Below are 20,207 nucleotides of genomic sequence, written 5' to 3' on the forward strand. Positions count from 1 at the left end.
ATGAAAAGGCCGTTTCAGACCAGCCTGTCAATGGCCTGCAGTGCGTCTGCGTAGATCTCGATCATGTTGGTGAGCAGCTGGATGCGCACCCCCTCGTTGGGCTGATGCCCGCCCCCGTAAAGGGGCGCCGGATCCGGCACGCCCGGCCCAAACCCCACGGCATTTTTGAGCTTGCGCGCATAGGTTCCGCCCCCCATCACATAGGGCTCCGTCCCGCCGCCATACACCGCCTCATAGGCCCGCAGCAGCTCCGCAATGGCCGGGTGCTGGGGCGGGGTGTAACAGGGCGGGTCGTTGTGCAGCCGCTCCACTGCAAAGCCGCCCGCGCTGCACCGTGCCTTCAGGCGGCGGATGAGCGCGGCCTGGTCGGCCCGCACACAGTAGCGCACGTTGATGTTCTGGGTGAGCACACCCTGGCTCAGCCGTGCCATACCGCCCACGTGGGTGGTGCGGCCCGAAACTTCATCCCGGAAGTCGATGTCAAGCCCCTCGCCGTACGCGTCGCCAAAGGCGGCGGCCAAAAAGGCCATGGCCCCGGCGGCCGGGCCGGTAACAAGCGCATTTTGGGCCAGAAAGGCCGCCAGCTTCTGAATGGCGCTCTCGGTGCCCTCCGGGAAGGCGGCGTGCCCGGCGATCCCCCGGGCCGTCAGCCGCAGCTTGCCGCCCTCGGCCGCCGCTTCCACACCCGGCGCCCCGGCCAGCAGCGGCTCCACCTCTGTGAGCGGCACGCCGGCCAGCAGGGCAAACGCCCGGTCCGGCACCGCGTTGGAGGCCACCCCGCCGCCAAAGTCCAGCAGATTCGAGCCCTCGACCCGGCAGGTAAGATCGGCGGTCAGAATGCCTTTTTCGCCGCAGCACACCGGAAAATTCACGTCCGGCACCAGGCTGAAAACAGGCTGCGGTTCATGCTGCGTGTAATACACAAGGTCTGCCATGCCGGTCTCCTCGCTGCACCCGAGATACAGCTGCACCGAGTGCTCCAGCCCGGCGCCCAGCTCCTTCAGGCATCGCAGGGCGTACAGCGCCGCCACCGCGGGGCCCTTGTTGTCCCCGCTGCCGCGGCCTATAATATACCCGTTTTCCACCCGCGGCTCAAAGGGCGGCGAAGCCCATCCTTCCCCCGCGGGCACCACATCCAGGTGGCTGAAGATGCCCAGGCTTTCCGCCGTTTTGCCCGGCCACAGGGCCACCCCGCAGCGGCCCGCAAGGTTTCGGGCCAAAAAGCCGTGCTCCCGGCACAGCGCAAGGCCCTCGGCCAGCGCCTCGGCACAGGCGGGGCCAAAGGGCGCGGCTCCGCTGCCGGCCGGATCAGCCACGCTGGGGATGCGCACCAGGCGCATCACGTCCCGCACCATTTCCTCCCTGTGTTCCAGCGCCCAGGCGCGCGCCGCCCCGCGGCTCACCGCGGCGCTCACGCCAGTTCCTCCGCCCGCACGCAGGCCGCCTGGTGCCCCGGTGCCAGCTCACGCAGCGCAGGGGTCTCGTTCCGGCAGCGGTCGGTGGCGTAGGGGCAGCGCGCGGCAAACCGGCAGCCCGCCGGCGGGTCGTAGGCCGAGGAGACATCGCCTTTCAGCAGAACGCGCTCCCGCTTCACCTCCGGGTCCGGAATGGGGATGGCGGAGAGCAGGGCCTTTGTATAGGGGTGCAGCGGCCGCCGGTACAGCTCGTCCTTTCCGGCCACCTCCACCAGGCGGCCCAGGTACATCACGCCGATGCGGTCGGAAATGTGCCGCACCACCGACAGATCGTGGGAGATAAACAGGTAGGTCAGCCCGCGCTCAGCCTGGATGCGGCCCATCAGGTTCAGCACCTGCGCCCGCACCGAAACATCCAGCGCGCTCACCGGCTCGTCGCACATAATAAACTCGGGTTCCAGCACCAGTGCGCGGGCAATGCCGATGCGCTGCCGCTGCCCGCCCGAAAACTCGTGTGGATAGCGGTTCAGGTGCTGGCCGCCCAGGCCAACATATTCCAGCATATCCACCACCTTGGCCACCCGCTCCTCACCCGTGCCGATCCCGAACACATCCAGGGGGGCTTTGACCAGGTCCAGCACGGTCATGCGCGGGTTCAGGCAGGCGTAGGGGTCCTGGAACACAATCTGCATTTTGCGCTTGAGCAGGCGCAGCTCCTCCCGCCCCAGCGCCTCAATGGGCTGCCCCCGGTACAGCACGCTGCCGCCCGTGGGCTCGATCAGCCGCAGGATCGTGCGCCCCAGGGTGGACTTGCCGCAGCCGGATTCCCCCACCAGGCCAAAGGTCTCGCCCTCCCGGATCGCCAGGTCGATCCCGTCCACCGCGCGCACCGCCCGTTTCCGACCTTTCAGCAGCCCGCCGGAGGAGTAAAAGTATTTGGTCAGCTGCCGTGTTTCCAGCAGCGGGCTCTGCGCGCGCGCTTCACTCGCCATATTCCCCGCCTCCCTCGTATTTCCAGCAGCTCACCAGGCTTTCGCCCACCTGATACTGATCCGGCTGTCTGGCCCGGCAGATCTCTTTCGCATAGGGGCACCGGTCGCAAAAACGGCAGCCTGCTGGCATGTCGTACTGGTTTGGCACCTGCCCCCGGATCGTATACAGCTCTTCGCTGCCGCCGTCCAGCCGGGGAATGGATCGCAGCAGCCCCTGGGTGTAGGGATGCAGGGGCTCCCGGAACAGCCGGCGCACCGGGGCGTATTCCACCCCCTTGCCGGCATACATCACCAGGATGCGGTCCGCCATCTCGGCCACCACGCCCATGTCGTGGGTGATCAGCATCACGGCGGTGCCCAGATCGTCGCGCAGCTGGCGGATCAGCTCCAGCACCTGCGCCTGGATGGTCACATCCAGGGCGGTGGTGGGCTCGTCGGCAATGAGCAGTGCCGGGTTGCAGGACAGTGCCATTGCGATCATGATCCGCTGGCGCATCCCGCCGGAAAACTGGTGCGGATATTCCTTCATGCGCCGCTCGGGTGCGGCGATGCCCACCTTTTCCAGCATGGAAACGGCGTGCTGGGCAGCGGCGGCGCGATCCATGCCCTGGTGGATCATGAGCGGCTCCATCATCTGGCGGCCGATGGTCATGACCGGGTTCAGGCTGGTCATGGGATCCTGAAAGATCATGGCGATGCGGTTGCCCCGCATTTTGCACATCTGCCCCTCGCTCAGGGCGGTGAGCTCCTGCCCCTCCAGGGCAATGCTGCTGCCCGGGGCCAGCGTGCCGGAACTAGGCAGCAGCCCCATAATGGACAGGGAGGTGACGCTTTTGCCGCAGCCCGACTCTCCCACAATGCCCAGGATCTCGCCCTTGTCCACGCCAAAGCTCACCCCGGCCACCGCGGTCACCGTTCCCTTGCGGGTGGTAAAGCGGGTCTCAAGATTTTTTACGCTGAGTAGTTCCATGGTAGCACCTCGCTGCACTCATTGGGTCTGCGGGCAGGTTTGCCCTCACCCGGGCGCGCCGCAAAGGCCGTGCGCCCGGGTGAGGGCCGGGGGAGGGCCCTCTGCCTCCCCCGGCCCCACACATGGGGAAATGGTTCGTTTGCTGTGCAAAGGCCCGCCCGGGGTGTCAGTCCACCTTCCACTCCCAGGTGGCCCAGTTCAAAAAGTTCGAGTCGGTGGGCTGCACGTTTTGAATGCGCTTGTTGTAGGCGAACAGGGTGTTGGGCGAATAGAGCATGGAAAGGTTGCAGATCTCGCGGAATTTCACCTGTTCCTCGTCATAAATGGCCTTGCGCGCCTCAAAGCTGGTGGCCTCCAGGCCCTTTTTCATCAGCTCGTAAAGGGTGGGGTCGGTGAGCAGCGAAAAGTTGGTGGAGGAGCCGGGCTCCAGCGCGGGCTTGTGGTCGTCCGGATCCGCCGCGGGGCTGGCCCCCACCAGGCCGAAATCTGTTTCGCCGTTCTGCATGGAGGACATCAGGGTCGGAAAGTCTACGCTCTGCAGCTTGATCTTCACCCCCACCTTTTCCAGGTCCTGCTGGATCAGCACAGCGCTGCGCTCGCGCACCTTGTTGCCGGTGGGCACCATCATGAGCAGCTCGCGGCCCGTATCCCAGCCGGCGTTTTCCAGCATCTGCTTTGCGGTCTCGGGGTCATACTCGGGGGGATAAACTTCCTTGTTGCAGTAGGGGTGGTTGGGGCCCCAGGGCGTGGCCAGGATCTGGCCCTCGCCCTTGAGCAGCTGATCCACGATGGTGCTGCGGTTGATGGCCATGTCGATGGCGCGGCGCACCTCGGCGGTCATATATTCGCGCTGGGTGTTGTACACCATGTACTGGTAGGAGTAGTTCTCAATGGAAACGCAGTTCAGGTTTTCCTGCGCCTGGGCGGTCTCCCAGTCTTCCAGAGGAATGGCGGCCAGGCCGCTGCCCGCCAGGATGTCGATGTCGCCGCTCATCAGGCCGGCCACCAAATTGGCCGACTGGGTCACCCGGATCACCAGCTTGTCAAAATCGGGTTTGCCCAGGTGATAGCTCTCGTTGCAGTCCAGCTGGATCTCTTCGCCGGCGATCGAGCTGCCGAACTTGAAGGGGCCGCTGCCGATGGGCGCCTCCCACAGGTCGGGTCCGTTCACCTCTTCCACGGTCTTGTCTTCCAGGATGTGCTTGGGCAGCACAAAGAAATTCTTATTGAACACGCCCAGAATGATCTCCGGGTCCATGGGGCGCTTCAGGTTGAATTTCACCTTGTTGCCCTCCAGCACCTCCACACCGATGGAATCGGCCGAGAGCTCGGCGCCGCTGTCGTCCACGCCCTCAAAGTAATTCAAAAAGGAACGCTTGGAGGAGTTGATGGCCGGGTCGCTCACCAGCTGCGCGGTAAAGGCCACGTCCTCGGCGGTCACAGGCTGGCCGTCGTGCCATTTGGCGTTTGGGTCAATGGTAAAGGTGATGGACTTCGCGTCCTCCCCCACCTCCCAGGCGGAGGCAAGGCGGGGTTCAAAGGTGTTGTCGCCCCGGTTGAACACCAGCCGGTCATACAGCTGGTCAAAGATCACGTCGCCATAATTGCTGGAGGTGTTGAAGGGCATCAGGGTCTCCCAGGTGGAGCTGATGGCCATGGTGACCACCTTTTCGCCGGCAGGCTGCGCCGTGGTGGAAGAGGGGCCTCCGGCCGGGGTGGAGTCGGTGGGCGCCGCCGGGGGCGCGCAGGCGGTGAACATCAGCGCTGCCAGTAACGCTGCGAATATGGCTTTCAGTTTCATGGTCGTTTTTCCTCCTTAAATGTTTGGGGTCACGGTGTATCGTTCAGCCCCCTCCGGGGCGGGTGACAAAGAGCGGCTTGCTCAGATCTTCATTTTGGGGTCCAGCGCGTCGCGCACGCCGTCGCCGAAAAAGTTGATGCTGAGCACGGTCAGGATCAGGCAGATGCCGGGCGGCACCCACATCCATGGCCGGCTGGACAAAACGGTGATGGACTGCGCGTCATACATCATGTTGCCCCAGGACGCCTGCGGCGGCTGCACCCCCATGCCCAGGAAGCTCAGGGCCGATTCCATAATAATTGCCTGGGCGGTGCGAAAGGTCATGGCGATGAGCACCGGGGTAAAGGCGTTGGGCAGGATGTATTTTAAAATGACTCCTGTGCTTTTTGTGCCGATGGCCCGGGCTGATTCCACATATTCCTTTTCGCGCACGGCCAGCACGTTGCCGTAAATGAGCCGGGCGAACTGGGGCCAGCCCATCACGCCGATCACCAGCGTGACCGACCAGACCGAGGGCCCCACCACCGCCACCAGCACCAGGATCAGGATCATGGCCGGGAACGACATGAACACGTCCGCCACCCGCATGATGATGGTCTCGGGCCATTTGCGGAAGTAGCCTGCAATGAGCCCCAGCGGCACCCCAAAGCACAGGCTGATCAAGGTCGAGGCCAGGCCCACCATCAAAGAAACCCGCCCGCCGTATACCAGGCGCGCCAGCAGGTCGCGGCCCACATCGTCGGTTCCCAGCACATGCCCCGGCCCGGGCTGGGCGCCAAAGGCCAAAATGTCCGAAGTGTAGGGATCCAGATGCAGCAGCGGCGGCAGCACCGTTACCAGTAAAATCTCAAGCCCCAGGATGCACAGGCCCGCCACCGCCAGCTTGTGGGCCGAAAAGCGCTCCAGCACGTTGCGGAAATAGGTCGCCTTTGCACTGCCCGCAGGGCTGTTTTTCTTGCTCATTCAAAAGCGCCCCTTTCCTTATTTGTAGCTGATGCGCGGGTCCAGCAGGCCATAGGTCAAATCCACCAGCAGGTTTCCCACCAGCACCACCGCGGCCACCATGACCGTGATGCCCATGATCACAGGGTAATCCCGCGCATTGATGGACTGCACCATCAGCGAGCCGATGCCCGGCCAGTTGAAGATCTGCTCGGTCACAACCGCCCCGCCCACCAGCGCCGGGATGGACATGCCGATCTCGGTGACCACCGGGATGAGCGCGTTGCGCAGCCCATGGCGGTATACCACCGTGTTCCAGCGCAGGCCCTTGCTCTTGGCGGTGCGGATGTAATCCTCGCCCAGCACCTCCAACATGCTGCTGCGGGTAAAGCGGATCCAGCTGCCCATCTGCTGAAACGACAATACCACCGTGGGCATGATCATGTGCCGCGCCAGCATGGCGTAGGTGCGCACGCCGGTGGTGTCGTACATGCCGCCCATGGGCAGAATGCCCAGCTTTACCACGAACCAGTAGATAAAGATGAGCCCCACAAAAAAGTTCGGGGTGGCCGCCGTCAAAAACGACAGGCCCGAGGCGCTGTAATCCCACACGGAATAGGGCTTTTTTGCCGCCAGAATGCCCAGCGGCAGCGCCACCGCCAGCGAGAGCACCAGCGAGGAGCAGGTGAGCAGCAGGGTGGGCCCCAGCCGCTCGCCGATCATGGTGAGCACCCCGCGGCCGGTGCGGTAGGAAAAGCCCAGATTGCCCTGCAAAAATTGCCCAAGCCAGGTAAAATACTGCACGATGACCGGCTGGTCCAGCCCCAGGGCCGTCTCCCGGCGGGCAATCTCCTCGGCGGTCATGCGCGGGTCGGCCAGCAGCATGTCCAGCGGGCTGCCCGGCGCCATGGAGGAAATGATATACGCCAGGATCGTGATGCCGAAAAAGGTGGGAATGGCGATCAGCAGGCGTTTTAAAACGTATTTTGTTTTCATGGCAGCTTCCCTTCTTTCCCCGCCGCCGGGCCCGGGGCCCGTGGGCGCGGCTCCCGGTCAGGGGCGGATGATCTCCTCTTCCATACAGGCGATGTCCTTGCGCAGCAGGGCCGCGGCGGTCTCGGTGTCACGGGCGCGCAGGGCCTCCAGAATGCGCTCGTGGGAAGTGGTGTCGGTGCGCTTGCTCTTCTCCCAAGAGTTGGTATAGTATTGCAGGGCCCCGCGGGAGAAAAAACGCAGAATCCCCACCAGCGTTTTATAGAGATACAGGTTCTGGCACTGCTTGCACAAAAGCAGATGAAAGCTCATGTTGTGCCGCCAGTGCTTGAGCACGTCCTTTTCCTCGGCCAGGTACGCCCCGGCCCGCACGTTTTCTTCCAGCTCAGCAAGCTGATCGTCCGTGATAAAGGGCACGGTGCGGCGCAGCGCGCTCTCCTCAATGATCAGGCGCAGCTCCTGCATGTCGCGGAACTGGCCCGGCGTGATGGGCACCACCTGGTAGCCGAAGCGCGGGATGTTTGTGAGCACCCCCTCGTTGCACAGCTCTACCAGCGCCTCCCGCACGGGTGATTTGCTGGCCCCGTATTTTTCCATGAGCGTGCCCTCGTTGAGCACCGTGCCCGGCGGGTAAATGCCGGTGGTAATATCCTCAAAAATGCTCTCAGAGATCTGCTCCTTAATGGATTTTTTCTCCTCGCGGTCTGGTCGTGAAGCGTACACGCCGCTGCTCCCCTTTCCCATTTATTCCCGCGCCGCTTCCACGGCGGCGCGGATCAGGCTGTAATCAATGCCGGTGGGCAGCGTGCAGTCCGCCCCCAGGATGAACCCGGCGCGGCCGGCCTCCGCCATTGCCTGGCGGGCCTGCGCCTTTACCGCCTCGGCCGGGCCGTCCACCAGCACGGTGCCGGCGTGGTTGGCAAACCCGCCCATCACCGCGCACCCGCGGAACAGCTCCCGGCCCTGCCGCAGGGAAAACCCGGTCTCATATACGCCCCAGTTCACCACATCGGCCAGCGGGGCATAGCGGGCGTACCGCTCCATGTTCAAATTCTCCTTGCAGATATGCAGAATGGTGCGCCCCCCCGCGCGCTTCACGGTCTCCAGCACGGCGAGATCCAGCGGTTCAATGTACTCGGCGAACTCCTCGTCGGTAAAAAAATGGCGCTCGCCGCCCAGGCTTGCAAAAAACACGCCGTCCATGCCCGCCTCCACATAGGCGCGCGCCAGCTGGCACAATACCTCGTTGATGCGCTTCATGGCGTCCAGCACGGGGGTCTTGTTTTCGCGCAGGTGCCCACACAGCATCTCCCGCACCTCGCGGTACCCATAGCGGTGCTCAATGGGGTGGATGGCCGAGGCGCAGATGCCGTGCAGGGTCCCCACCCGGAAGGCCTCCGCCGGGCTCTCTTCCAGCAGGCGGCGGCACAGCTCCATCTGGCGCACCATAAAGCCGTCCTTCATGGAAAGGGTGCGCACCTGCGCCCAATCAGCGGGGCTGCGGATGGGCCCCATATCCGGGATCAGATTCTCGTTCATCAGCTTGAGCACATCCGTGTCGGTCTGCCGAAAAAAGTCAAGATGCTGCCGGATGGCCGCCTCGCCCGCGTTCTGGTCTTTCGGGAAGTGCATGGAAAAGCAGGTGGGCACCGCATCCGGCTGGCAGCCGCGGATCGCCGCAAGCACGCGTTCCTTTTTGGTCATTTGTTTTTTCCTCGCTCTCGATTGATCCGTTACGCCCCCGGAAGGGCGAAAACGATTTTGTTTTTCTGGTGCGTTCTCTAAGCGTATCAGTGATTATACTAGAAATAATAGCACCTCTTTCCCGAGCTTTCAATGGCCTACATCCACAAGCTTTTTCGACAAAATTCGTCCGCTTGCACAAACCTTAAGCTTTTTACACAGAAAACAGCCCTTTCGGTAAAACATTTTCACCGAAAGGGCTGTTTTAAAAAACCTTTCCTGCACCTGTTCCGGCCGCTCCCCCAGGGGGCCGAAGCATCGCCGCTAAACGCCGGCATTGGGCTGCCGGGCAGCAAGCGCCTTGTTATTTTGCGCGCATAAAACAGTCGCGGTTCTGCCACAGGTAGATCACGCCGGACAAAAGGGTCACCGCCGCCACCAGCCAGCACAGCACATATCCCGCGATCTGGCTCAGGTAGACGCTCACGCCCACACTTCCCTGCCAGGCCTCCAGGGCCATGCCGAAGTAAAACACGATGATGGTGAGCATCTGCAGCACGGTCTTTACCTTGCCCCACAGGTTGGCGGCCACCACCCGGTTCTGCGCCGCTGCCAGCATGCGCACGCCGGACACCGCAAACTCCCGCGTCAGAATGATGACCAGGACCACCGGGCTGCAGGCGTTCATGGTCATCATGTACAAAAAGGCTGTGGTGGTGAGCAGCTTGTCGGCCAGGGGGTCGGCAAATTTTCCAAAGTCAGTGACCATGTTCCACCTGCGGGCCAGGTAGCCGTCCAAAAAGTCGGTCAGGCTGGCAAGGGTGAATACCAACGCCGCCGCCAGCATCCAGGCCGGGTGAAAGGGGTGGCTTGCACAGAACATAAAAACCGGAACCAGAGCGATGCGGGCCAGGGTAAGCTTGTTGGGCAGATTCATGGCGTTACTCCTCCAAAATCGATCCGTACAGATCGTATAGGTCGCTCTCCTCAATATACACTTTGTAAAATTCGCCAGGATATAACGTTTTGTCGCTTTTTACACACACATTTCCGTCGATCTCGGGGGCGTCGGCCGCCGAACGGCACAGGTACAAACCGCTCTCCTCGTCCACTCCGTCGCAGAGCACCTCGAGGGTGCGGCCCACCTTTTGGGCCAGGGCCCCGGCACTGATCTCTGCCTGGATACGCATAATGGCGTCGGCCCGGCGCTGCTTTTCCTCCTCCGGAACCTGGCCGGGCAGGGCGGCGGCCACCGTGTCCTCTTCGGGGCTGAAAGCAAAGCAGCCAAGCCGGTCGAACTTCGTCTGCCGCACAAAGCGGCACAGCTCGTCGAACTCGGCCTCGGTTTCCCCCGGGTAGCCCGCGATCAGGGTGGTGCGCAGGGTGATGCCGGGCACGCCGGCACGCAACCAGGCAATGGCGCTCTCCACCACCGCCCGGTCCCCCCGGCGGTTCATGGCTTTCAAAATACGGTCGCTGCAATGCTGGATGGGCAGATCCAGATACGGCACCACCTTTTCATTGCGGCGCAGCGCGGCAATGAATTCATCCGTGATGCGCTCGGGGTAAGCGTACAGGATGCGGATCCAGCGGATTCCCTCCACCCGGTTCAGCTCGTCCAGCAGCTCGCAGATGCTGTTTTTGCCCCAGTCGCTGCCGTAAGCGGTGGGATCCTGCGCCACCAGTACCAGCTCCCTGACCCCCTCGCCTGCCAGCCAGCGGGCCTCGGCTACACAGTCGGCCAGCGGGCGGCTGCGCAGCGGGCCCCGGATGAGCGGGATGGCACAGTAATGGCAGCGGTTGTTGCAGCCCTCGGCGATCTTTAAGTAAGCGTAGTGGGCAGGGGTGCTGATGACCCTCTTGCCTCCCAGGGGCAGGTCTGTCTTGGGGCCATAGCATTCCTCGGGGCGGGCGGCAGGCCCGGCAAGCCGCTCCAGAATGGCGGGCAGCGCGGTGTTGGAGCCGATGCCCACCACCGCGTCCACCTCGGGTATTTCCTTCCGGATTTCGGCCTGGTAGCGCTCGGCCAGGCAGCCGGTCACCACCACCTTGAGCGCCGGGTTGTGCTGTTTGTGGGCGCAGGCATCCAGAATATTCTCAATGGCCTCGGCCTTTGCACTCTCAATAAAGCCGCAGGTGTTCACGATGATCACGTCCGCCTCAGCCAGGTCGGCGATGGTGGTGTGCCCTGCTTTCAGTAGCGCGTGGCACATCACGTCCGCGTCCACCTGGTTTTTGGGGCACCCCAACGAGATAAGGGCGATCTTCAAATCCGTTTCTCCTTATGGTAAAGTTGATAAATTCAAAGCAAGGGGCGGAGGGCCGTTTCCGGCTCTCCGCCCTTTATTGTAGCACGCTTGGGGGGCAAATGTCCAGCGCTGCCCCGCGCCCTCACTCCCCCGCGCCGGGGTTCTCCTGCTGCCAGCGCTCAATGGCCGCCCGCGCGTCCCGCAGCGAAAAGCCCCGCCGCGCCAGGGCGGCCAGCACGTTTTCCCGCTTCCCCTCGGCCAGCCTGCGGCCATAGCTCTTTTCCACAAGCCGCAGGGCCGCCGCCGCGTCGGGCGGCAGCTCCTCCCCGTCACACCCCGCGTCGTCGTAAAATTCAGCCAGCACCGCGTCCACGATGGCGCGGTCCACGCCTTTTCCCGCCAAATGCCGGGCGATCTGGCTGCGGGACTTGTTTTGCCCCAGCAGATATTTCGCCCTGTGCCGGGCAAACGCCTCGTCGTTCAACAGGCCCAGCTCGCCCATTTTCGCCACCGCCGCAGCCGCAGAGTGAGGGTCAAATTTCAGGCAGAGCTTGTCGTACAACTCGCCCGAGGCGTAGTCCCGCAGCGAGAGATACTCCAGCGCCTTATCCTTTGCCTTGCGGGTGTCGCTTTTGGCCCGCAGCTCGTCCAGCCCGGCCGGCTCAAACTCCCGGCCCTCCTCCAGGCGCTCCGCAAAAAAGGTCTCGCTGTCCACGCTGAACAAAAATTCTTCCCCGCAGAACAGGGCAAAACGCCCTCGTTTTGTCTGGCTGATGCGGGTGACCGTGATCGTTTCCACGCCCGGTTAATCTTCCACCATGATGTCCAGATCGTCCTCGCTGGCCTTGGCCGCCTTTGCGGCGGGTGCCGGCGCGGGGGCAGCCACCGGGGCAACGCCGCCCTTAATGGGCTTTTTGCCGGCGGCCAGCAGCTTGTCGGCGTTGGCGCGCACCTGGGTCTCGATCTCCTCCATCAGTTCAGGGTGCTCTTTCAGGTAGATCTTGGCGTTGTCGCGGCCCTGGCCAAGGCGGGTTTCGCCGTAGTTGAACCAGGCGCCGCTCTTCTGCGCAATGCCCAGCTTGACGGCCAAATCCAGCACCTCGCCCACCTTGCTGATGCCCTCGCCGAACATGATGTCGAACTCGCCTTCCTTAAAGGGAGGCGCAACCTTGTTTTTGACCACCTTGGCCCGGGTGCGGTTGCCGATAAACTGGCCACTGGAATCCTTCAGGCCCTCGATCCGCCGCACGTCGATGCGCACGCTGGAATAATACTTCAGCGCGCGGCCGCCGGCAGTGACCTCCGGGTTGCCGTACACAATGCCCACCTTTTCGCGCAGCTGGTTGATAAAAATACACACGGTGCCGGTCTTGCCGATCACGCCGGTGAGCTTGCGCAGGGCCTGGCTCATCAGGCGGGCCTGCAGTCCCACATGGGAGTCGCCCATCTCCCCCTCGATCTCGGCGCGGGGCACCATGGCGGCTACCGAGTCGATCACAATGGCGTCGATGGCGCCGCTGCGCACCAGCGCTTCACAGATCTCCAGGGCCTGTTCGCCGGTGTCCGGCTGGCTGACCAGCAGGCTGTCGATGTCCACACCCAAAGCCCGGGCATACACCGGGTCCAGCGCGTGCTCCACGTCGATAAAGGCCACCTCGCCGCCGGCCTTCTGCGCCTCTGCCAGCACATGCAGCGCCAGGGTGGTTTTGCCGCTGGATTCAGGGCCGTAAACCTCGATCACGCGGCCGCGGGGCATACCGCCTACCCCCAGCGCAATATCCAGCGACAGGCTGCCGGTGCTGATGGCGTCCACCTGCATGGCCACGTTGGCGCCCAGCTTCATCACGGCGCCTTTGCCAAACTGCTTTTCGATCTGTGCCAGGGCGGTTTCCAGCGCGTCTTTTTTGTCCCCGGCCGCCTTGCGCTCGGGGGAGGGAATGGGTTTCTTTTCTGCCATAGCTAAACACTGCTCCTTACATGCCGGCGGCAGCCGCGTTGAAGGCCCAGGGGCCCGGCCGCCGCCCAAATGATCTTTCCTGTTTATTATACACGATTTCGCCGCATTTTACAACCTTTAGTTGTAAAAACTTCTTAAAAGACCGTTTTAAAGGTCAATTTCTGTTTTCTGACCCAAAACGACCCGATCGTTTCCGGAAAGATCCCGGCGGCACTCCACATTTTGATACCCCGCCGCCAGCAATAACTGCTGCACCGCCGCGCCCTGCTGCCAGCCGATCTCAAAGGCCAGCCAACCGCCGGGCGCCAGTGCGGGCCGATAGGCAGGCGCGATGTGCCGGTAAAACGCCAGGCCCTCCCCGGGGGAGTACAGCGCCTCCCTCGGCTCAAAGCTGAGTTCCGGCGCAAGGAGGGCAAGCTCGGCTTCTGTGACATAGGGCGGATTCGCCAGGATCAAATCCAGCCCACCGGGGGTGAGCTGCGCCTCAAAGCCGAACACATCCCTCTGCACCGCGCGCAGGGCCGGGGCCGCCGCGCTGCTGCCCGGCAGCGCAGAGACGGCGTTTCTTTGCAGCCAGTGAAACGCTTCCGGGCTTTTTTCCAGCGCTGTCACCCTTGCGCCGGGCACAAGGCGTTTCAGCCCCAGCCCCACACAGCCGCTGCCGGCGCACAGGTCCAGCACCGCGGGCTCCGGTTTTCCCGCCAAAAGGCCAGCGCCTGTTTCGCACAGCAGCTCGGTGTCTGCCCGGGGCACAAGCACCCCCGGCCCCACCTGCAGTTCAAAATCCAAAAAAGGCCACCGGCCCGCAAGGTATTGCAGCGGTTCCCGCGCGGCGCGGCGTTGGGCAAGCTCGCTCAGGCGGGCCTGCTCGCCCCCAGTGAGAGGCTCCTCCCGCCAGCGCCAATCCCTGCCGGCGGCAAGTTCCATCAGAACGCCCGCGTCAAACGCGGCGTCGGGCACGCCCGCCTGCAAAAGCAGGTCGCGCACGCCGCGAAAAGCCTCCCGGCTCCTCACCATGCGGCCCCTTCGGGGGTTTCGGGCAGCACGGGGGTCACAGCAGCAATGGCCACCTCGATCATCGAGTCGTCCGGTTCAAAGGTGGTAAGCCGCTGCAGCCACAGCCCCGGCGCGCTGATGATCCTTGTGAACAGGTTGTCGTACCGGCCCGCCAACTTGATGAGCTCGTAGCTGATGCCCATCAGCAGCGGCAGGAGAAGAAGCTTCAGCACCACCCGCAGGCCGGTGCTGGTCCAGGGCAGCACGCTGAACAGCACGATGCTGACGATCAGTACCAGGATCAAAAAGCTGGTGCCGCACCGGGGGTGGAAGCGGCTTTTGGTGCGCACGTTTTCCACCGTGAGCAGCTCGCCCGCCTCGTAGCAGGCAATGGTCTTGTGCTCCGCGCCGTGGTACTCAAACACCCGGTGGATCTCTTTCATGCGGGTGCACAGGAACAGGTACCCCACGAACAGCGCCAGCTTAAGCGCCCCCTCCACCACCACCTTAAAGCCGCCCAGCGGCAAAAAGCGGTCGATCAGCCCCACAATGGCGGTGGGCAGCACCAAAAACAGCACAATGGCCAAAAGGCCCCCGCACACCGCCGCCAACGCCAGCAGAAAGCTCTGCATGCGGGGCCCGGCGTGCGCCTCCAGCCATTTGTCAAATTTCGATTGCTCGGCCTCGTAATCCTCCCCCATGCTGATCTCGGCCGAGTGCATAAGGTAGCGGTAGCCCAGCACCAGGTTTTCGATCATGTTGGCGGCCCCCCGCACCAGCGGGATTTTTTGCCAGGGGTGGCGTTTCACCTGGTCATAGCTCAGGTCGATCGAGCCGTCCGGCTTGCGCACCGCCACGCAGATCTTTTCGGGGCCGCGCATCATGATGCCCTCCATGAGAGCCTGCCCGCCCACGCTGGTCTTGAAACATGCCTTTGGTTTTTCCATCTGTTTTTCCTATTCTCCTTGGCCCGGAAGGTCCAGCCTTACCAGGGCGCCGTTTTGTATTTCGTACGCAGCACCGGGCCGGAGCGCCCGGCCCTCGCTGTCTGTGAAACCGAACTCCGCGAGCAGGCCCCCGGAATCCGGTGCACACCAAACATTAGTATACTGCTGATTTGTGAGCAAATCTTGAAGGGCCGCCGCAAGGTTCCCATATTCCAGAGGATTTAAGGAAAAGGTTCCCGCTGGTGCAAAAAAATACTTGAACAGCCGGGAGGAATGGCCCCAGGCGGGCTGCTCCGTCAAAATAGCCACCCGGTTTTCAGTTTGCCCCAGCACCGCCGCGGCCCCTGCACACTCGGCCTCGTACTGCCCGTACTCCGCGTACCAGCCAGGCTGGCTGCCGGCCAGCTGTGCAGTATAGCCAACCGGGGTCAGCCGGCTGAAAGCGCCCCAGCCAAAGGTGATTGCCAGTGCCAACCCAGCTGCCGCGCCCTGCCAGCGGCGGCCAGGCCGCCACAGGCGCCGCAGCTGCGGCGCCAGAACTGCAGCTGCCAGCATGCCTATGGCCAGCGGCATGGGCATGATGTAACGGTGATAGGCCGACAGCTCCGCTCCCTCCCAGTCCTGAAACAGGTACAGGTAGGAATAACACAGCATGACCGCGTAGATCAAAAAGCAGGCGGTGAGCAGTCCGAACACGGCCAGGACCTTTCGGCGGCGCTCCCGCTGCCAGCGCATCGCCAGCGCCGCCGAAAGCCATACCGCCGCCAAAAACGCCAACGCGGAAAGCCCGAAGCGCGCCTGGTTCATGGCCTCCGTGCAGAAATATTCCAGATAGTGCATCGCTACCGGGCGCACCCTGGGTCCAAAGCTGAAAAACTCTTTCAAATTTGCGGCGCTGTACGCATCGGGCGCATCCTGGGTAAAATAAGAACTGGTATGCTTGAGCGCACACAGCAGCCTCCAGCTGCCCCAAAACGCAAAGGGTGCGGCCACCGCCACCAGTGCTGTGAGCGCCGTGATCGGTCTGTGCAGCGCCGTCCACAGCGGTTTTGCCCATAAAAGAAGCACCGCGGCCAGTCCAAAGACCGCGTACATAGGGCCGGTACTCTTGGCGATCATGAGAAGCGAAAGGGCCATGCTGACCCCTGCGGCGTCCAGCAGCCGGGGCTCACGCGCCTGCCAGGCCGTGACCAGCGCATACCCCAGCAGCAAGCCCATAACCGCCTCGGCGGAGAGCGAATATGTATAAAATTTTGTGAACCAGGCGGGCAGGCCAAGAAGCAGCAAGCCGCCGCCCACCACCCACAGGGCATTTTTCCACCAGCGGTTTTTCCACTGCGCCTCTTTCAGCAACGGCAGAGCGAGGGCCGCTGCCCACAAAAATTGGGCTGTGAACAGCATTGCATGCCGAAAGGGCGCGCCGATCTGCAAAAACACCGCCAACAACTGCACGCCCGGCGGATAATCGGCAAAATCCGAGGCGCTTTCCAGCACATTTGGAAAATGTTCCAGCCCGCACTGCTGGCGGGTGTAAAGGGCCCAGTGAGCCACATCGTCAAAATTGATCAGCCGCATATGGCCCGCACAGAAAAATGCGGCCGCTGCAGCCGCCAAAAATGCGGCCAGCGCGGGGCCTGCCAGTGCGCGCCACCGCAACGCGCCACCCTCTTTCGCGCTTTTTATCCCCGCCAGCAGCACCAACGTCAAGGCCGCCGCCCCGACCAGGGGCAGGGCCAGGCTTTTATATCCCGCCCCGGTGCACAGGTAGGTCACAAGCACCGCGGCCAGCACCGTAAGGGGCAGGGTCTCGGCAAAACTGCGGCGCGCAAGGGCGGCCAAGCCGACCGCAGCCGCAAGCAGCAACAAAAGCGGTATCACCGGGGCCCATCTCCTTTCTTTCTGGTTTGCGGGTTCAGTCCAGGCGCTCCAGCTCAAACCGCCCGTCCTGTGTTACAGCGTACACCGCGCCGGGCTCCAGCGGCCTGCCCAAGGCGTCCCTCATGCCATACACCTCCAGGGTGGGCCCGCTTTCCGGCGCGCACCACACATAGTTGTAACCGGCTTCCACCAGAGCATTCTGCCAGATCTCCCCGGTCTTTTCCCAGCTCCCGTACTGCGCCTCGGACCAGTTCAGGGTCTGCACAGGCAGCAAAAAATACTTGCGCAGCTGGTTTGGCCGGTCGGTGGCAAGGCCATCGGTCACCAGCACCATGCGCGCGCGCTCCGGGGCATTAAGATCTTGCAGCACAGCGCTGCATTGCCGCCCGGCCTCCTCATACTGCTGCCGGTCGATGCCCTTTGCCGCCGCCTCATACCCGGCGGGCGTCCAGTAGGCCAGCGGGCCGGCACACACCAGCAGTGCCGCGGCGCAGCCCGCACAGATTGCTGCGCGCGGCCGTTTTTTCAACCCCTTCACCGTGCCCAGCACCGGCCCCAGGGCCAGCAGCAGCATGGCGGCGGGCAGCGGGGCCATATAACGGCTGAAAGAGTTCAGGCTCTCGGCCTCCCACTCGTCGAAAAGATACACATAGGAATAGCATACCGACACCGCATACACCGCAAAGCAGCCGGTAAGAGCTCCCAGAGCCACACAAAAGCGCCGGGGCACGGCCGCGGGCCGGCGGCGGCGCGCCCAAAGCACCGCCAGCCATACCAGCACAACCACCCCCAGGGCGGACAGGCCAATGTGTTTGTTCAGCGGCTGAAGAAACAGGCTTTTGACAAAATGGGGGATCACCTCGCCCGCCAGGCCCTCGCCCCGCAAAAACGCTTTCGCGTGCTGCCAGGTGTAGGCCGCGGGCGCGTCCTCCGTAAAATAGGAAACCGTGCCGTTTTGGACGCACAGCCATTTCCAGCTGTACCAGAACATCAAAGGCAAGGCTCCAAAGGCGGCACCCGCCGCCCAGCCGCGCCGGCCTGCCTTGTGCAGGGCCGGCCCCCACAGAATTGCCGCGCCCACCAGGCCAAAGCACAGATAGGCAAGGCCGGTGTTCTTGGCCAGCGCCAGCAGGCAAAGCGCCATGCAGGCCCCCAGCATCCGCAGCGCCTCCGGCCGTTCCATGCACTCCCAGGCCATGTACAGGGCATAGCCCAGCAGCAGCGCCATCAGCGGCTCGGCCACCAGGCTGATGGTATAATAGCGGTTGTACAGCGCGGGAAACGCCAGCAGCGCGGCCGCTCCGCCCAGCACCTGCAAACAATCCGGCAAGAACTTTTTGCGCCACCGCAGCCGCCCCAAGAGGGGCAGTTCCAGCGCAAACAGCAAAAGCAGGTTCGACCAATACAGCAGGGTCTTGGAAAAGGGCCGGCCCAAATGCAGAAAAACCCCCAGCAGCTGGCCGCCGGGCGGGTAATCGCCGTAGGTGCTGGCGATCTCGGCCGCGGTGGGAAAATGCTCCATAAAGCAGAGCTGCTTTGCGTTCAGCGCCCAGTGCACCAGATCGTCCAGGACCGCCATGCGCTGCGGCGCCACGCATACCCAGGCAACGGCCAGCGCTGCCGCCAGCGCCGCAAGGGCCGGGCTGAACACCTCGCCCCAGTGCACCGCAAGGCTGCCGGCCCGGGCGCGCCAAAGCAGCAGGCACAAAAGCCCGGCGCACACCAGCGCGGCCAGTGGCAGTGCAAGGCTTTTGTGGCGCAGCACCGTACAGGCATAGGTCAGCAGGGCCGCCGCCAGCGCCGCCGGCGGCAGGGTTTCGGCAGAATTCCGGTGCGCCAGCGCCGCCAGGGCCAGCGCCGCTGCCAAAAGAAGGATAAATGTGATCAAAGAGCGGTATCCTCGCTTTCTCCCTGAATCGGCGCGCCCTGTGGGCGGCCGGGCAAATCCCTGCGGTAAAGGGGCAGGCGCAGGGTAACCGTGGTCCCCTTGCCCAGCTCGCTGGCCAGGTCCACCGAGCCGTCCAGCGCGGTCATGATCTCGTCCACCACCGCCAGGCCGATGCCGCTGCCCCGCACCGCGCCCTTGCCCTTAAAAAATTTCAACTTAACGTTTTCCAGGTCCTCCGGAGAAATCCCCCTGCCCTGATCCCGCACCAGAACATACGCGTTCTCGCCATCCTGCAGAAGGTCAATGGCAATGGCGCCGCCGGGGAGCGAATATTTGATGGCATTGTCCAGCACGTTTACGAACACCTGCCGCAGGCGGCCCGGGTCTGCCCAGATGGGCAGGGGCAGCTCCGGCTCCTCGTATTCCAGGGTAAGGCCCTCCTGCTGCATACGGGCCTGCACAAACAGCGCGGCGTCGGTGAGCTCGGCCACCAAATCCAAAGGCTTGCAGTCCAGCTTGACGCCACTCTCCAACCGGGAAAAGCTCAGCAGCTCTTCCACCATACCGTACAGCCGCTCGGTCTCCCGCCCGATGATGGACAGGCCCTTACGGTAATTCTCGTCCTCAGGGTCGCGGATCTGGGCAATGGTTTCCACCCAGCCCCGGATGCTGGTGAGCGGGGTGCGCAGCTCGTGGCTCACCGAACTGATGAATTCGCTCTGCATCCGCTCGGTCTTGGAGAGCTCTTCTGCCATCTGGTTGATCGTGCCGCACAACCGGCCGATCTCATCGTCGTAGGGGGCTTCCGGCAGGCGGGCCGCCAAATCGCCCCGGGCAATGGCTGTGGCTGCGGCCTCAATCTGGCCCACAGGCTTTACGATCGAGCGCACAAAAAACAGGCCGCTCCACACGCTGAACAGCACCACCACCGTTCCGAGGCCCAACGCCAGCAGGTTGCGGCGCGCAAGAGCCTGGTCGATCAGGGTGAGGCTGGTGATCATGCGCATGGCGGCGGCGTCCTCGCTGGCATAAGGCACCAGCGAGGTTACGGCCATAACCCGCTCTCCCTCGCTGGTGGTATAAATCTGCTCTCCGGTGCCGTCGCTGCTCTCCAAAGCGCGCACAAAATCCGCCGGGGCCTGGGTGCAGGCCAGGGTCGCGCCCGAAGAGGTGGCCAGCGGCCGGCCGGCCGAATCCAGCAGCATAAATTCAAATTTATCCTTTGCGTCGAACTGCTCCACCATGCGGTAGAGCATCTGGCTGCGGTTCTGCGCCGCCTGGCCCGTGCTGGAACCGCCGGTGAGCTTGAGCTGGCCGGTGATGCTGGAAATACGGCTCATCATCGCCTGCCGTGCCCCACTGTAATAGCTGGTGTAGCCCGCATAAATATAAATGCCCACCGCAGCCGCTACCATAAGAAGGGTGATGAGCAGGCTGCCCCGCAGCCAGCGCTTGGTGATGCTGTTCACAGGGCAGCCCTCCTCCCTTGAGCGTTG

Annotated in this window: 17 protein-coding genes; all 17 read right to left on the reverse strand. The window is 63.4% G+C overall.

Annotated features, from left to right (window positions below):
• Positions 1 to 14: 14 nt before the first annotated feature.
• The 17 genes from ACMLHZ_RS03820 to ACMLHZ_RS03900 all read right to left on the reverse strand — a co-directional run bounded on the left by ACMLHZ_RS03820 (position 15) and on the right by ACMLHZ_RS03900 (position 20,180).
• Positions 15 to 1,415 (reverse strand): Sapep family Mn(2+)-dependent dipeptidase, encoded by a 1,401-nt coding sequence (locus ACMLHZ_RS03820; protein WP_418666473.1) that lies wholly within the window; start codon positions 1,413 to 1,415, stop codon positions 15 to 17.
• Positions 1,412 to 2,407: an ABC transporter ATP-binding protein gene (locus tag ACMLHZ_RS03825; RefSeq protein ID WP_418666474.1), complete on the reverse strand. Its 996-nt coding sequence runs from the start codon at positions 2,405 to 2,407 to the stop codon at positions 1,412 to 1,414. Before ACMLHZ_RS03825 ends, ACMLHZ_RS03820 begins: the two co-directional genes overlap by 4 nt.
• Positions 2,397 to 3,377: an ABC transporter ATP-binding protein gene (locus ACMLHZ_RS03830; protein WP_418666475.1), complete on the reverse strand. Its 981-nt coding sequence runs from the start codon at positions 3,375 to 3,377 to the stop codon at positions 2,397 to 2,399. The genes ACMLHZ_RS03825 and ACMLHZ_RS03830 overlap by 11 nt, the downstream gene beginning before the upstream one ends.
• A gap of 166 nt (positions 3,378 to 3,543) precedes the next feature.
• Positions 3,544 to 5,178 carry an ABC transporter substrate-binding protein gene (locus tag ACMLHZ_RS03835; RefSeq protein ID WP_418666476.1) on the reverse strand — a complete coding sequence of 545 codons (1,635 nt, stop codon included), beginning with the start codon at positions 5,176 to 5,178 and terminating at the stop codon, positions 3,544 to 3,546.
• A gap of 81 nt (positions 5,179 to 5,259) precedes the next feature.
• Positions 5,260 to 6,141, reverse strand: a complete 882-nt coding sequence (locus ACMLHZ_RS03840; RefSeq protein ID WP_418666477.1) for an ABC transporter permease — start codon at positions 6,139 to 6,141, stop codon at positions 5,260 to 5,262.
• An 18-nt stretch (positions 6,142 to 6,159) separates the two neighbouring features.
• The gene (locus ACMLHZ_RS03845) at positions 6,160 to 7,116 is read right to left on the reverse strand and encodes an ABC transporter permease (protein ID WP_418666478.1); all 957 of its coding nucleotides are present in this window, start codon (positions 7,114 to 7,116) and stop codon (positions 6,160 to 6,162) included.
• A gap of 57 nt (positions 7,117 to 7,173) precedes the next feature.
• Positions 7,174 to 7,857 (reverse strand): GntR family transcriptional regulator, encoded by a 684-nt coding sequence (locus tag ACMLHZ_RS03850; RefSeq protein WP_418666479.1) that lies wholly within the window; start codon positions 7,855 to 7,857, stop codon positions 7,174 to 7,176.
• Entirely contained in the window at positions 7,858 to 8,817 is a 960-nt protein-coding gene (locus ACMLHZ_RS03855; RefSeq protein ID WP_418666480.1) for a uroporphyrinogen decarboxylase family protein, read from the reverse strand.
• A gap of 343 nt (positions 8,818 to 9,160) precedes the next feature.
• Positions 9,161 to 9,733 (reverse strand): CDP-diacylglycerol--glycerol-3-phosphate 3-phosphatidyltransferase, encoded by a 573-nt coding sequence (gene pgsA / locus ACMLHZ_RS03860; RefSeq protein WP_418666481.1) that lies wholly within the window; start codon positions 9,731 to 9,733, stop codon positions 9,161 to 9,163.
• Positions 9,734 to 9,737: 4 nt separating this feature from the next.
• Positions 9,738 to 11,066 (reverse strand): 30S ribosomal protein S12 methylthiotransferase RimO, encoded by a 1,329-nt coding sequence (gene rimO / locus ACMLHZ_RS03865; protein ID WP_418666482.1) that lies wholly within the window; start codon positions 11,064 to 11,066, stop codon positions 9,738 to 9,740.
• Between the two features lie 121 nt (positions 11,067 to 11,187).
• Positions 11,188 to 11,844, reverse strand: coding sequence for a regulatory protein RecX (locus ACMLHZ_RS03870; protein WP_418666483.1), 657 nt, complete (start codon positions 11,842 to 11,844; stop codon positions 11,188 to 11,190).
• A 6-nt stretch (positions 11,845 to 11,850) separates the two neighbouring features.
• A complete protein-coding gene (recA, locus tag ACMLHZ_RS03875; RefSeq protein WP_418666484.1) occupies positions 11,851 to 13,002 on the reverse strand; it encodes a recombinase RecA in 1,152 nt (383 codons plus the stop codon).
• A 147-nt stretch (positions 13,003 to 13,149) separates the two neighbouring features.
• On the reverse strand, positions 13,150 to 14,019 hold the full coding sequence (prmC, locus tag ACMLHZ_RS03880; protein WP_418666485.1) for a peptide chain release factor N(5)-glutamine methyltransferase: 870 nt from the start codon (positions 14,017 to 14,019) through the stop codon (positions 13,150 to 13,152).
• Positions 14,013 to 14,945: a DUF1385 domain-containing protein gene (locus ACMLHZ_RS03885; RefSeq protein ID WP_418666486.1), complete on the reverse strand. Its 933-nt coding sequence runs from the start codon at positions 14,943 to 14,945 to the stop codon at positions 14,013 to 14,015. The genes prmC and ACMLHZ_RS03885 overlap by 7 nt, the downstream gene beginning before the upstream one ends.
• A gap of 9 nt (positions 14,946 to 14,954) precedes the next feature.
• Positions 14,955 to 16,823, reverse strand: coding sequence for a hypothetical protein (locus tag ACMLHZ_RS03890; protein ID WP_418666487.1), 1,869 nt, complete (start codon positions 16,821 to 16,823; stop codon positions 14,955 to 14,957).
• Between the two features lie 34 nt (positions 16,824 to 16,857).
• Positions 16,858 to 18,711: a hypothetical protein gene (locus ACMLHZ_RS03895; protein ID WP_418666488.1), complete on the reverse strand. Its 1,854-nt coding sequence runs from the start codon at positions 18,709 to 18,711 to the stop codon at positions 16,858 to 16,860.
• Positions 18,708 to 20,180 carry a sensor histidine kinase gene (locus tag ACMLHZ_RS03900; RefSeq protein ID WP_418666489.1) on the reverse strand — a complete coding sequence of 491 codons (1,473 nt, stop codon included), beginning with the start codon at positions 20,178 to 20,180 and terminating at the stop codon, positions 18,708 to 18,710. Before ACMLHZ_RS03900 ends, ACMLHZ_RS03895 begins: the two co-directional genes overlap by 4 nt.
• Positions 20,181 to 20,207 lie beyond the last annotated feature (27 nt).

It is taken from the genome of Allofournierella sp. (genome assembly GCF_048388525.1).
Lineage (GTDB): Bacteria > Bacillota > Clostridia > Oscillospirales > Ruminococcaceae > BQOK01.

Coding starts and splice junctions, on each gene's coding strand:
- ACMLHZ_RS03845 (WP_418666478.1), bottom strand. CDS start 7,116: ATGAAAACAAAATACGTTTTAAAACGCCTGCTGATCGCCATTCCCACC.
- recA (WP_418666484.1), bottom strand. CDS start 13,002: ATGGCAGAAAAGAAACCCATTCCCTCCCCCGAGCGCAAGGCGGCCGGG.
- ACMLHZ_RS03885 (WP_418666486.1), bottom strand. CDS start 14,945: ATGGAAAAACCAAAGGCATGTTTCAAGACCAGCGTGGGCGGGCAGGCT.
- ACMLHZ_RS03835 (WP_418666476.1), bottom strand. CDS start 5,178: ATGAAACTGAAAGCCATATTCGCAGCGTTACTGGCAGCGCTGATGTTC.
- ACMLHZ_RS03840 (WP_418666477.1), bottom strand. CDS start 6,141: ATGAGCAAGAAAAACAGCCCTGCGGGCAGTGCAAAGGCGACCTATTTC.
- ACMLHZ_RS03850 (WP_418666479.1), bottom strand. CDS start 7,857: ATGGGAAAGGGGAGCAGCGGCGTGTACGCTTCACGACCAGACCGCGAG.
- prmC (WP_418666485.1), bottom strand. CDS start 14,019: ATGGTGAGGAGCCGGGAGGCTTTTCGCGGCGTGCGCGACCTGCTTTTG.
- ACMLHZ_RS03825 (WP_418666474.1), bottom strand. CDS start 2,407: ATGGCGAGTGAAGCGCGCGCGCAGAGCCCGCTGCTGGAAACACGGCAG.
- ACMLHZ_RS03855 (WP_418666480.1), bottom strand. CDS start 8,817: ATGACCAAAAAGGAACGCGTGCTTGCGGCGATCCGCGGCTGCCAGCCG.
- pgsA (WP_418666481.1), bottom strand. CDS start 9,733: ATGAATCTGCCCAACAAGCTTACCCTGGCCCGCATCGCTCTGGTTCCG.
- ACMLHZ_RS03830 (WP_418666475.1), bottom strand. CDS start 3,377: ATGGAACTACTCAGCGTAAAAAATCTTGAGACCCGCTTTACCACCCGC.